Origin of the sequence: Methyloversatilis sp. (genome assembly GCF_030696805.1) — a bacterium.
Classification (GTDB): Bacteria; Pseudomonadota; Gammaproteobacteria; order Burkholderiales; family Rhodocyclaceae; genus Methyloversatilis.
Map to the genome: position 1 here is coordinate 86,066 of NZ_JAUYRO010000112.1, position 13,258 is coordinate 99,323.

At 62.9% G+C, this 13,258-nt stretch carries 10 protein-coding genes; 1 reads left to right on the top strand and 9 read right to left on the bottom strand.

The features are described from left to right. Positions 1-16: 16 nt before the first annotated feature. From Q8R75_RS18195 to Q8R75_RS18220, 6 genes are all read right to left on the bottom strand, one after another. Positions 17-1,015 (bottom strand): PstS family phosphate ABC transporter substrate-binding protein, encoded by a 999-nt coding sequence (locus Q8R75_RS18195; protein WP_305611791.1) that lies wholly within the window; start codon positions 1,013-1,015, stop codon positions 17-19. Positions 1,016-1,128: 113 nt separating this feature from the next. Further along, the gene (locus Q8R75_RS18200) at positions 1,129-2,400 is read right to left on the bottom strand and encodes an aminotransferase class I/II-fold pyridoxal phosphate-dependent enzyme (protein WP_305611793.1); all 1,272 of its coding nucleotides are present in this window, start codon (positions 2,398-2,400) and stop codon (positions 1,129-1,131) included. A 131-nt stretch (positions 2,401-2,531) separates the two neighbouring features. After that, the gene (glmM, locus tag Q8R75_RS18205; protein WP_305611795.1) at positions 2,532-3,887 is read right to left on the bottom strand and encodes a phosphoglucosamine mutase; all 1,356 of its coding nucleotides are present in this window, start codon (positions 3,885-3,887) and stop codon (positions 2,532-2,534) included. Next, on the bottom strand, positions 3,888-4,757 hold the full coding sequence (gene folP / locus Q8R75_RS18210) for a dihydropteroate synthase (RefSeq protein ID WP_305611796.1): 870 nt from the start codon (positions 4,755-4,757) through the stop codon (positions 3,888-3,890). Between the two features lie 64 nt (positions 4,758-4,821). Next, complete coding sequence (gene ftsH / locus Q8R75_RS18215) at positions 4,822-6,708, bottom strand: ATP-dependent zinc metalloprotease FtsH (RefSeq protein ID WP_305611798.1); 1,887 nt, start codon at positions 6,706-6,708, stop codon at positions 4,822-4,824. A 102-nt stretch (positions 6,709-6,810) separates the two neighbouring features. Then, the gene (locus tag Q8R75_RS18220; RefSeq protein ID WP_305611799.1) at positions 6,811-7,443 is read right to left on the bottom strand and encodes an RlmE family RNA methyltransferase; all 633 of its coding nucleotides are present in this window, start codon (positions 7,441-7,443) and stop codon (positions 6,811-6,813) included. A 34-nt stretch (positions 7,444-7,477) separates the two neighbouring features. On the opposite strand from Q8R75_RS18220, the gene Q8R75_RS18225 reads away from it, so the two are divergent. Next, the gene (locus Q8R75_RS18225; protein ID WP_305611800.1) at positions 7,478-7,933 is read left to right on the top strand and encodes a YhbY family RNA-binding protein; all 456 of its coding nucleotides are present in this window, start codon (positions 7,478-7,480) and stop codon (positions 7,931-7,933) included. 24 nt (positions 7,934-7,957) lie between these two features. Here the strand turns inward: Q8R75_RS18225 and greA are convergent, their stop codons facing one another. From greA to carA, 3 genes are all read right to left on the bottom strand, one after another. Then, positions 7,958-8,431 (bottom strand): transcription elongation factor GreA, encoded by a 474-nt coding sequence (greA, locus tag Q8R75_RS18230; RefSeq protein WP_305611801.1) that lies wholly within the window; start codon positions 8,429-8,431, stop codon positions 7,958-7,960. Position 8,432: 1 nt separating this feature from the next. Further along, the gene (carB, locus tag Q8R75_RS18235) at positions 8,433-11,648 is read right to left on the bottom strand and encodes a carbamoyl-phosphate synthase large subunit (protein WP_305611802.1); all 3,216 of its coding nucleotides are present in this window, start codon (positions 11,646-11,648) and stop codon (positions 8,433-8,435) included. Positions 11,649-11,730: 82 nt separating this feature from the next. Further along, positions 11,731-12,873 carry a glutamine-hydrolyzing carbamoyl-phosphate synthase small subunit gene (gene carA / locus Q8R75_RS18240; RefSeq protein ID WP_305626307.1) on the bottom strand — a complete coding sequence of 381 codons (1,143 nt, stop codon included), beginning with the start codon at positions 12,871-12,873 and terminating at the stop codon, positions 11,731-11,733. Positions 12,874-13,258: the final 385 nt, after the last annotated feature.

Consider the following 13,258-nt stretch of genomic DNA (forward strand, 5'->3'; position numbering starts at 1 on the left):
CCTGCTACATCCGCTGTTACTTGGCTTCGAGCGCCATCAACTGCTCGATCGTGATGCCCACCTTGTTCTCGCCTCCGAACTTGGTGCCCTTGACGCCCTTGGCAACCTGCTGAAGGTTGTATTCATACGCCTTGGCCGGGAGCGGCACGTACTTGACTTCGCGGATCAGCTTGGAGCCTTCCTTGTTGTAGAAATCCACGAACTCGCGAACTTCCGGCTTGGCCAGCGATTTTGCGCTGATGTAGATCATGATCGGGCGGGACAGCGGCGTGTAGGAGCCATCGAGCACGGTTTCCATCGACGGGCCGACCGCTTCCTTGCCGCCGTCGGCAATGATCTTCACCGCCTTGAGCTTGTCCTTGTTTTCTTCGTAATACGCATAACCGAAGAAACCCAACGCATTGATGTCGCGCGAAACGCCCTGCACCAGGATGTTGTCGTCTTCCGACGCCGTGAAATCGCCGCGGCTGGACTTCGCCTTGCCGGTCACCGCTTCGGTGAAATAGTCAAAAGTACCGGAATCTGCACCGGCGCCGAACAGCTTGAGCGCGCGATCGGGATATGCCGCATTCACCTGGTTCCACTTGGTGATCTTGCCCTGGGCAGCCGGCTCCCACATTGCCTTCAATTCCTTGACGGTAACGCCCTTGTCAACCCAGTCATTCTTCGGATTCACCACCACGGTCAGCGCATCGAAGGCAATCGGCAGTTCGATGAACTCGACGCCATTTGCCTTGCAATCATCAATCTCCTTCTGCAGGATCGGACGCGAGGCGTTCGAAATATCGGTTTCGCCGCGGCAGAATTTCTTGAAGCCGCCGCCCGTACCGGACACACCCACGGTCACGCGGATCTTGCCCTTCTGGGCCTTCTGGAATTCTTCGGCGACTGCTTCAGACACCGGAAACACCGTGCTGGACCCGTCGATCTTCACCAGGGATTGGGCCAGCACCGAGCTGGATGCGAACAGGGCGCCAATGGCGGCGGTCAGGGTGGCGATCTTGCGTACGTTCATCAGTAATCTCCGTAAGGTGTCATCGATTTCGATGCGACCCGCGCAGTCTATGAAGGCTTTGTTACAGCCATGTGAAGGTGTAACAATTGATCGAACCGCCCTTTCGCCGATCGTCAAACGTTCTGGAGCGCCTGTTGCAGATCGTCCACGATGTCGTCGATGTGCTCGATGCCGATCGACAGGCGGACCATGTCTTCCGACACGCCGGCCCGCTTCAGCTCGTCCGGCGACAGCTGGCGGTGGGTGGTCGATGCCGGATGGCAGGCCAGTGATTTGGCGTCGCCGATATTGACCAGCCGGGTGATCAGCTTCAGCGCGTCCTGGAAGCGCGCTCCCGCCTCTCGACCGCCCTTGACGCCGAAGGTGAGCAGACCGGACGCCTTGCCGCCGAAATAGCGCCGCACCAGACCATGGCTCGGGTGCTCCGGCAGGCCGGCGTAATTCACCCATTCGACCTTGGGATGCGACTGGAGGTGACGGGCGACTGCGGTCGCGTTTTCGCAGTGGCGGTCCATGCGCAGCCCCAGTGTTTCGAGTCCCTGCAGTATCAGGAAGCTGTTGAACGGCGAAATCGCGGCGCCCATATTGCGCAGCGGCACCGTGCGTGCCCGGCCGATGTAGGCCGCCGGCCCCAGCGCCTCGGTGTAGATCACGCCGTGATAGCTCACTTCCGGCTCGTTAAGCCGGCGAAAGCGCGCCTTGTGTTCGGTCCATGGGAAACGGCCACCGTCGACGATGATGCCGCCGAGGCTGGTGCCGTGACCGCCCATGTACTTGGTCAGTGAATGCACGACGATGTCGGCGCCGTGCTCGATCGGCCGTGTCAGCCAGGGCGACGGCACGGTGTTGTCGACGATCAGCGGCACACCAGCGCCGTGCGCAACGTCGGCGAAGGCAGCGAAGTCGACCACATTGCCGAGTGGATTGCCGATCGACTCACAGAACACCGCTTTCGTACGCGCATCGATCTTCGCCGCCACCGAGGCCGGATCGGCCGCATCGACGAAGCGCACCTCGATGCCGTACTGCGGCAGCGTGTGCGCGAACAGGTTGTAGGTGCCGCCATACAGCGCCGACGTGGCGACGATGTTGTCGCCGGCCTCGGCGATGGTCATGATCGCGTAGGTGATCGCCGCCTGGCCGGAAGCCAGCGCCAGTGCTCCGATGCCGCCTTCGAGTGCGGCAACGCGCTGCTCCAGCACGTCGCTGGTCGGGTTCATGATGCGGGTGTAGATATTGCCCTTGACCTTGAGATCGAACAGGTCGGCCCCGTGCTGGGTGTCGTCGAAGGCGTAGCTGGTGGTCTGATAGATCGGCACCGCCACCGCCTTGGTGGTCGGATCCGGCGAATACCCGGCGTGGATTGCGAGCGTGTCGAAGCGCATGGTCGTGCCCTCCCTGAGGTGAAGGGCGGAAATCTACACGCGACAGGCATCGCGCACAAAAGCGGTGCAGCAAAAGAAAATGCCGCCCCGCAGGTGCGGAGGCGGCATTTCGAATGAAAACCGCTGTGCCGTCAGGCAGCCATCGCCGACTTGACGACTTCGGCCAGTCGCGTCGCAAGCCGACCGACCTCCGCCGCATCCTGCCCCTCGACCATGACGCGCAACAACGGCTCGGTGCCCGACGGACGCAACAGCACACGACCTCGCTGGGCCAGTTCACCTTCGACTTCGATGCGCGTCTGATCGATGATGGGTGCCTTGGACCAGTCGAATCCCGGGCGCAGCTTCACATTGACGAGTTTTTGCGGGTAGAGCGTCAGCCTGGAGCAGGCCTGATCCAGACTCATGTCCTGCGAGCGCAGCGCCGCGAGCACCTGCAGTGCAGCGACGATGCCATCACCGGTCGTATGGCGATCAAGGTCGATGATGTGCCCCGAATTCTCGCCACCCAGACGCCAGCCCTGCCGGTGCAGGGTTTCCAGCACGTAGCGATCGCCGACCTTGGCACGCGCAAGCCCGACGCCCATTTCGTTCAGTGCGTGTTCCAGCGCCAGATTGGTCATCAGCGTGCCGACCACACCGTTCAACCGGCCTTCGCGCAGCCGCTGGCCGGCGATCACGTACAACAGTTCGTCGCCGTCGTAGATGCGGCCGGAGGCGTCGCACATCATCAGGCGATCGGCGTCACCATCCAGCGCGATGCCGATGTCCGCGCCGTAGGTGCGTACCGCCTCGGACAACGATGCCGGCGCCGTGGCCCCCACACCATCATTGATGTTCATGCCGTTCGGGCTGCACCCCACACAGACGACTTCGGCACCCAGTTCGTGGAAAACCTTGGGCGCGATCGAATACGCAGCACCGTGGGCGCAGTCGAGCGCAATCTTCAGGCCGCGCAGGTCGAGTTCGGTCGGGAAAGTGCTTTTGCAGAATTCGATGTAGCGACCCGGTGCATCCTCGATACGGCGCGCCTTGCCCAGTCGCGACGACTCCATGCAACCCATCGGCTCGTCGAGCAGTGCCTCGATCTGCAGTTCGACCTCGTCGGGCAACTTGGTGCCGCGCGCGGAGAAGAACTTGATCCCGTTATCTTCGAACGGGTTGTGCGACGCGCTGATCACGACGCCCGCCTGCAGGCGCAGCGCGCGCGTCAGATAGGCGACCGCTGGCGTCGGCACCACCTTGGCAAGCATGGTATCGACGCCGGCTGCCGCAAAACCTGCTTCAAGTGCCGCTTCGAGCATGTAGCCCGACACCCGCGTGTCCTTGCCGATCAGCACGGCAGGGTGTTCGCCGGCCGGCAGATGTTCGGTCGCCACCAGCACGCGTCCGGCCGCATAGCCCAACCGCATCACGAAATCGGGGGTGATCGGCGCATGACCGACACGGCCACGCACGCCATCGGTACCGAAATAACGTCTCGACATCTAGTTTTCTCCTGAGGGGCGCGCCGGGAACACCCCGGCGACCTGCCAGACGGCCAGCGCATCGCGCGTCGCCGCCACATCGTGTACCCGCACCATCCATGCACCCCGTGCAACGGAAGCCAGCGCCGCCGCCACACTGGCAGCCACTCGATCCGTGACCGGGCGACCGGTCAGCCGCCCGAGCACGGACTTGCGCGACAGACCGACCAGCAACGGGTAACCGCATCGGGAAAGTTCGGTCAGTCCCTGGAGCAACGCCAGGTTGTGCTCAGAGGTCTTGCCGAAACCGAAACCCGGATCGAGCATGATCCGTGACCGGTCGACGCCTGCATCCTGCGCCCGCTGGGCGCTTTGCAGAAGGAAATCAGTCACTTCACGGCATACATCGGCATAACTCGGCGAAACCTGCATGGTTTGTGGAGTGCCCTGCATGTGCATGATGCACACGCCTGCATGGGTCGCCGCGACGACGTCAAGCGCGCCGGGAGCGCGCAGGCCATTGATGTCATTGACCAGCGACGCACCCGCCGCCAGTGCGGCCCGCATCACCTCCGGTTTCCAGCTGTCGATCGACAGTGGCACGCCCAGACCGGACAGCGCTTCGATGACCGGAACGACACGCCGCAACTCTTCCTCCAGCGACACGGGATCGGACCCCGGACGGGTCGACTCGCCCCCGATGTCGAGCACGTCTGCCCCATCGGCGATGAATTGCTCCGCCTGGGCAATGGCCCGCCCGACGTCGAAGGCCACGCCATCGCCCGAGAAGGAATCCGGTGTGGCGTTGATGATGCCCATGATCAACGGACGGTCGAGAGGTAGGCGGTAGTCACCGCAAAGGAAGCTTCGGGCGGTGGAAGGTAGGTTCATGGCGCTCACAAAAGAAAACCGGAGGCATCAAGCCTCCGGTCGGGATTCCAGCAATCAGCGTCGATCAGGCCGGTGCAGCGGCACTCGGGGCAGCGCCCGGCGTGTTGCTGTCGGCCGACGGCTTCGGCGGACGTGAGGTCGGCTTCGGCGGGCGCACCGGGCGACTGTTCATCACGTCGTCGATCTGATCGGCGTCGATGGTTTCGAAATCCAGCAGCGCCTGGGTCATCGCCTCGACCTTGTCGCGGTTCTCTTCGAGCAGGCGTCGCGCTTCGGCGTAACGGTCATCGATGATGCGGCGGATTTCGGCGTCCACCCGCTGCATGGTCGTTTCCGACATGTTGCGGTGGGTAGCCATCGACCGGCCGAGGAACACCTCGCCCTCCTCCTCGCCATACACCATGGCGCCCATCAGATCCGACATGCCCCACTGCGTCACCATCCTGCGCGCCAGATCGGTCGCACGCTGGAAGTCGTTCGCCGCACCGTTGGTCATCTGGTGCATGAAGATTTCTTCGGCAATGCGACCCGCCAGCATCATCGAAATAAGTTGCAGGCAATATTCCTTGTCGTAGCTGTAGCGGTCTTTCTCGGGCAGCGACATGGTCACACCCAAGGCACGGCCACGCGGAATGATCGTCACCTTGTGCACCGGATCGCACTTGGGAAGCAACATGCCGACCACCGCGTGACCAGACTCGTGGTACGCGGTGTTGCGCTTCTCTTCCTCGTCCATGACCATCGTGCGGCGCTCGGCGCCCATGATGATCTTGTCCTTGGCGCGCTCGAAGTCTTCCATGTCGACCACGCGCTTGTTGCCGCGCGCAGCGAACAGCGCCGCTTCATTGACCAGGTTGGCCAGATCAGCGCCGGAAAAACCCGGCGTACCGCGGGCGATGATTTCCGCCTTGACGTCGGGCGCCAGCGGCACCTTGCGCATGTGAACCGCGAGAATCTGTTCGCGACCGCGGATGTCCGGCAACGGCACCACCACCTGACGGTCGAAACGACCCGGGCGCAACAGCGCAGGATCAAGCACGTCCGGTCGATTGGTCGCAGCGATCACGATGACGCCCGTCTGCCCTTCGAAGCCATCCATTTCAACCAGCAACTGATTCAGCGTCTGCTCGCGTTCGTCGTTGCCGCCGCCCATGCCGGCGCCGCGCTGACGACCGACCGCGTCGATTTCGTCGATGAAGATGATGCAGGGCGCCTGCTTCTTGGCCTGTTCGAACATGTCGCGCACGCGCGCCGCGCCCACGCCGACAAACATTTCGACGAAGTCGGAACCGGAAATCGAGAAGAACGGCACTTTCGCCTCGCCGGCAATCGCCTTAGCGAGCAGCGTCTTGCCGGTACCCGGCGAGCCAACCATCAACACGCCCTTCGGAATACGGCCACCCAGCTTCTGGAACTTCGACGGGTCACGCAGGAATTCGACCAGTTCGGCCACTTCTTCCTTCGCTTCGTCGCAGCCCGCGACGTCGGCGAAGGTGATGCTGTTCGTCGACTCGTCCAGCATGCGTGCCTTCGACTTGCCGAAGGAGAATGCACCACCACGGCCGCCACCCTGCATCTGACGCATGAAGAATATCCAGACGCCGATCAGCAGCAGCATCGGGAACCACGACACGAAGATGCTCATCAGGAAGCTCTGCTCTTCCTCCGGCTTCGCGACCACCTTGACATTGCTCTTCAGCAGATCGCTGACCAGCCAGATGTCCTGCGGCGGCGCGTAGGAGGTGATGCGCTTGCCATCCACGGTCGCCGCGTTCAGCGTCCGACCCTGGATTTCAACCTTCGCAATGCGCCCTGCCTTGACTTCGTCAAGGAATTCAGAGTATTCGATAGTGCCCTGTGCAGTCTGGCGCTGGTTGAACTGGTTGAAAACCGTCATCAGCACGATGCCGATCACGAGCCAGATTGCTAGGTTTTTGAACATGTTGTTCAAGGCAGTTCCTCAGTATCACGATGGCCGGGGAACCGGCCGGATCAATGCAGCAACAGACAGACCAGACAAGGCGCTTTATGTTCCGGGTTTGGGTACGACTTTTCAGGCAGATGGCTCGCCTCGCCTGCCGCGACACAGAAGATACACCTCTGCACTGCGGTCGCGCGAACTGTCGGGTTTTCGCACGGACACCGTTTCGAAAAGCTGCTCCATGTCACGCCGCAGCGCGTCGAAGCCGGTGCCCTGGAACACCTTGACGAGCATGTCACCGCCGCTCTTCAGGTATTCACGGGAAAACTCCAGCGCCAGTTCCAGCAGATGGATCGATCGGGCCTGGTCGGTCAACGCTATACCGGTCAGGTTGGGGGCCATATCCGACAATACAAGCCCGACCGGCCGACCGTCCAGCGCCGAAACCAACTGGCCGAGCGTGTCGTCCTCGCGGAAATCGCCCTGGATGAAATGAACACCGGTCACCGGCTCCATCGGCAGGAGGTCGAGCGCGATGACGCGTCCGCCGGGCAGGACCTTCTTTGCGGCGACCTGCGACCAGCCGCCGGGCGTGCTGCCCAGATCGACCACCACCTTGCCGGAGCCGAGCAAGCGGTCGCGCTCGTCGATCTGCAGCAGCTTGAAGGCGGCGCGCGAACGATAGCCCTGCGCCTGCGCCTGCTTGACGTAAGGGTCGTTGATGTGGTCGTGCACCCACTGGCGGCTGGTTTTGTTCTTTGCCATGACTTAAACTTGCGCGCCTTTACGGATCAAGTACATGTTGACTCTTTCGCCTGACGAACGCCGCGCCCTGCGCGCAAGCGCCCACCCGCTCAAACCGGTCGTGATGATTGCCCAGAACGGGCTGACGGACGCCGTGCTGAAGGAAATCGAGCTCGCGCTGACTTCGCACGAACTGATCAAGGTGAGGGTGTTCGACGCCGAGCGCGAACAACGTGACGCGTGGCTGGCAGCAGCCTGCGAGGCACTCGGCGCCGCACCGATCCAGCGCATCGGAAACATTCTCGTGCTGTACCGTCCGAACCCTGCGCTACATGTGGTGGCTGCACCGCCTGCCGCACCGGTGCGCAAGACGCGCGCCAACGCGGGCGACAAGCCATCGGCCGGCAAACCGGTACCGACCCGCAGCAAACCAGCCAAGCCGGTGGCCGGCCGACGCGGTGTGGCGCGCAACGCCAAACCCGCAAGCACCTTCAAGGCGCGCGGCCGGTAGTCACCCGGCCGCGACGGCGGTCGTTCAGACGTAGCGCACATCCACGATTTCATACTCGCGCACGCCGCCCGGTGCCTGCACCTCGGCCATATCGCCGGCGTACTTTCCGATCAGCGCACGGGCAATCGGCGAATTCACCGAAATCATGCCTGCCTTCAGGTCGGCTTCATCGTCCCCGACGATCTGGTAGCTGACCGGCTTGCCGGCTTCGACATCTTCCAGATCGACGGTTGCGCCGAACACCACACGGCCTTCCGCGTCCAGCGTCTTCGGATCGATGACCAGCGCATTGGCCAGTTTGCCTTCGATTTCCTGAATGCGCCCCTCGACAAAGCCCTGACGTTCCTTCGCCGCGTCGTATTCGGCATTTTCGGACAGGTCGCCATGCGAGCGCGCTTCGGCAATCGCGGCGATGACGCCCGGACGATCGACGGTTTTCAGGCGGTGCAACTCCTGCTTCAGCTTTTCGGCACCCGCCACGGTAAGAGGTACGCTCATGTCAGTCCATCTGCGCATGCAGGGCCTGCAGCGCGTAAGTTTCGAGTTCGGAAATGCGCATGCCGGCACACGCGGCACGCGCCCCTTCAACCGTCGTGAACAGGGTCACCCGGCTGGCGAGCGCGCTGGTGCGGATGGAACGCGAGTCGTTGATGGCACTGCGTTTTTCATCCACGGTATTCACGATGAAAGTGATTTCATCATTCTTGATCATGTCGACGATGTGCGGGCGACCTTCGTTCACCTTGTTCACGGCGGTCACCGGCAGACCGGCGGCCGCAATCGCGGCCGCTGTGCCGCGTGTGGCGGCCAGCGTGAAGCCAAGTTCGTGCAACTCGCGCGCCACATCGACCGCCTTGGGCTTGTCGGCCGGACGTACCGAAATGAAGGCCTTGCCGCTGCGCGGCAGTTTCACCCCAGCCGCCAATTGACTTTTGACGAAGGCCTCGCCGAAGGTGCGACCCACGCCCATCACTTCACCGGTCGATTTCATTTCCGGACCCAGGATGGTGTCCACACCCGGGAACTTGACGAAGGGGAACACCGCTTCCTTGACCGAGAAGTAAGGTGGCACGACTTCGCGCGTCACGCCCTGATCAGCCAGCGAACGACCGGCCATGCAGCGCGCTGCGATCTTGGCCAGCGGCAGGCCGCAGGCCTTCGAGACGAAAGGGACGGTGCGCGAGGCACGCGGATTCACTTCCAGCACATAGACGGTGTCACCCGACGCATCTCGCTGGATCGCGAACTGCACATTCATCAGGCCGACCACGTTCAGGCCGCGCGCCATCAGCTCGGTCTGGCGACGCAGTTCGTCGCACAGTTCAGGCGTGAGCGAGAACGGCGGCAGCGAGCAGGCGGAATCGCCCGAATGCACGCCCGCCTGTTCAATGTGCTCCATGATGCCGCCAATGATCACCTGGGTGCCATCCGAAAAGGCATCGACGTCGACTTCAGTCGCATCATTCAGGAAGCGGTCCAGCAGCACCGGCGAGTCGTTGCTCACCTTGACCGCCTCGCGCATGTAGCGCTCCAGGTCGGACTGCTGATGGACGATTTCCATCGCCCGGCCGCCCAGCACATAGCTCGGACGCACCACCAGCGGGTAGCCGATTTCGGCCGCCAGACGCACCGCCTGGTCTTCGGCCCGCGCCGTGCGGTTCGGCGGCTGCCTGAGCCCCAGTTCATGCAGCAGCTTCTGGAAGCGTTCGCGGTCTTCCGCGGCATCGATCATGTCGGGGCTGGTGCCGATGATGGGCACGCCGTTGGCTTCGAGGTCACGCGCCAGCTTCAGCGGCGTCTGGCCGCCGAACTGCACGATGACGCCCACCGGCTTTTCGATGGAGACGATTTCCAGCACGTCTTCCAGCGTCAGCGGCTCGAAATACAGCCGGTCCGAGGTGTCGTAGTCGGTTGATACCGTTTCCGGATTGCAATTGACCATGATGGTTTCGAAGCCATCCTCGCGCAGTGCGAGCGCCGCGTGCACGCAGCAGTAGTCAAATTCGATGCCCTGACCGATACGGTTCGGACCTCCGCCGAGCACCATGATCTTGCGCGCCGACGTCGGATTGGATTCACATTCGTCCTCATAGGTCGAATACATGTACGCGGTATCGGTCGCGAATTCTGCCGCACAGGTATCCACCCGCTTGTACACAGGCCGCACGCCCAGCGTCTGCCGGTGCAGGCGCAGCGCCGTTTCATCGCACTGGAACAGCCGGGCCAGACGGCGATCGGCAAAGCCCTTGCGTTTGAGGTCGCGCATCGTCGCGGCATCGACGCTCTTCAGACTGCGGCCGAAGAAGGCGCGCTCGGTCAGGATGATGTCTTCGATCTGAGCCAGGAACCACGGGTCGATCTTGGTCAGCTGATGCACAGCGTCGAGACTCATGCCGTTGCGGAAGGCCTGGCCGACATACCAGATGCGGTTAGGGCCCGGCAGCGCAAGCTCCCGCTCCATCTCGTCAGGGTCGGTTTCGATCTCGTCGAACCCATAAACGCCGACTTCCAGACCGCGCAGCGCCTTCTGCATCGACTCCTGGAAGCTGCGACCCATGGCCATGACTTCGCCGACCGACTTCATCTGCGTGGTCAGACGATCATTGGCCTGCGGAAACTTTTCGAACGCGAAGCGCGGAATCTTCGTGACCACATAGTCGATCGACGGCTCGAAGGACGCCGGCGTTGCGCCGCCGGTGATGTCGTTCTGCAACTCGTCCAGCGTGAAGCCCACCGCCAGCTTGGCGGCTATCTTGGCGATCGGGAAACCCGTCGCCTTGGACGCCAGGGCCGACGAGCGCGACACGCGCGGGTTCATTTCGATGACGATCATCCGGCCGTCTTCCGGATTGATCGAAAACTGCACATTCGATCCACCGGTATCGACGCCGATTTCGCGCAGCACGGCAATCGACGCGTTGCGCATGATCTGGTACTCGCGGTCGGTCAGCGTCTGGGCGGGGGCCACGGTGATCGAGTCGCCGGTGTGCACGCCCATCGGATCGAGGTTTTCGATCGAACACACGATGATGCAGTTGTCGGCGCTGTCGCGCACAACCTCCATCTCGAATTCCTTCCAGCCGAGCAGCGATTCCTCGATCAGCAGTTCGCTGGTCGGTGACGCCTCGAGCCCGCGCTTGCAGATTTCGACGAATTCCTCGTGGTTGTAAGCGATTCCACCGCCGCTGCCGCCCATCGTGAAGGACGGGCGGATGATGGCGGGGAAGCCGATGCTGGCCTGCACCTGCAGCGCTTCTTCCAGCGAGTGGGCGATGCCGGAGCGGGCCGAGCCCAAACCGATCTTGGTCATCGCGCGCTTGAACTTCTCGCGGTCCTCGGCCTTGTCGATCGCCTCCTGCTTGGCGCCGATAAGTTCGACCTTGTACTTGTCGAGCACGCCGTGCCGGGCAAGATCGAGCGCACAGTTCAGCGCAGTCTGACCGCCCATGGTCGGCAGCAGCGCATCGGGGCGCTCCTTTTCGATGATCTTTTCGACTATCTGCCACGTGATGGGCTCGATGTAGGTCACATCCGCCATGCCGGGATCGGTCATGATGGTCGCCGGGTTGCTGTTGACCAGCACGACGCGGTAACCCTCTTCGCGCAGGGCCTTGCACGCCTGGGCGCCGGAGTAGTCGAATTCACAGGCCTGGCCGATAACGATGGGGCCGGCGCCGATAATCAGGATGGATTGAATGTCTGTACGTTTTGGCATTTGTCTTTGAGGGACCAGGGGCGAGGGTTCAGGGTCTAGGGGAAACGTCGGGGCGGCATCGCCGCCGCATGCTCTCCAGTCCCTAGCTCCTCTTCGCTGACCCCTCCTCCATCATCTTTACGAAACGGTCGAACAGATACGCAACATCATGCGGCCCCGGGCTCGCTTCCGGGTGGCCCTGAAAGCAGAACGCCGGGCGGTCGGTCCAGGCCATGCCCTGCAGGCTGCCGTCGAACAGCGATACATGGGTGACCCGCACGTTGGCCGGCAGCGTCGCTGGATCCACTGCAAAGCCGTGATTCTGGCTGGTGATCAGCACACGGCCGGAATCGTTGTCCTTCACCGGATGGTTCGCACCATGGTGGCCGAATTTCATCTTCGACGTTCTGGCACCGGCGGCGAGGCCCATCAGCTGATGGCCGAGGCAGATGCCGAAGGTCGGAATCTTGCGATCAAGGAAGGTCCGGATGGCAGATATCGCGTAATCGCAGGGTTCCGGGTCTCCCGGGCCGTTCGACAGGAACACGCCGTCCGGTTGCATCGCCAGTACCACCGCGGCTGGCGTTTGCGCCGGCACCACGGTCAGCCGACAGCCGCGGCTGGCAAGCATGCGCAGTATGTTCCGCTTGACGCCGAAATCGTAGGCCACGACATGGCGCGGGGTGGCAACCGGCTTCACGAAACCCCGACCGAGCTGCCACTCGCCCTCGGTCCATTCGTAAGGCTCGGTGGCGCTGACGACTTTCGCCAGATCCATGCCGGACAGGCCGGCGAACGCCCTCGCCTGGGCGACCGCCTCGGCCGCATCGACCTTGCCGGCCATCAGACAGCCGCTCTGCGCGCCCTTTTCGCGCAGCACGCGGGTCAGCTTGCGGGTGTCGATGTTGGCGATGCCGGGAATGCCCTGCTCCCGCAGATAGGCATCCAGGGTCTGGTGACTGCGGAAATTGGACGAACGCAGCGGCAGGTCGCGGATGACCAGACCGGCGGCAAATACGCGGCTTGCTTCAACGTCTTCATGGTTGATGCCGGTGTTTCCGATATGCGGATAGGTCAGCGTGACGATCTGGCGGGTGTAACTCGGGTCGGTCAGGATTTCCTGATAGCCGGTCATCGCGGTGTTGAACACCACCTCGCCCGTGGTGACCGTTTCCGCTCCGATGCTTTTGCCGTGAAAGACGGATCCATCGGCGAGTGCGAGCAGCGCGGGCGCATGGGCGGACACGTAAAAACTCCTGAAATCTGTTCGGGGGACGGCGGCGCACGCAAGCGCCACATATGCGAAGCGGGAGACGCCGGTTTGGGCGCTCCCGCTGATTTCCGAATTATACCTTGCCGGTGGTGCGCCGCGCAATTTCGCGGCCGCTGCCCGCCAGGGTCTGTTCTCATCAGGTTCGTACATCACGCGAGCAGCCAGCGCATCCAAGGGCAAGGCGCACCGACGCCGCCTGACTGGCCGTCAGGCCAGACGGTGCAACGCGGCCATGTGGCGCTCTGGCTGCGCGCCCTGCGGGTTGCCCCCGGGCTGGCCGCGCCCTGCGTTGCACGCCTTGTCGCGACAGCCCCTCTCGACCGCGTTGTGCGCCTTGTTCGCGGCCAACCCAAGGGCA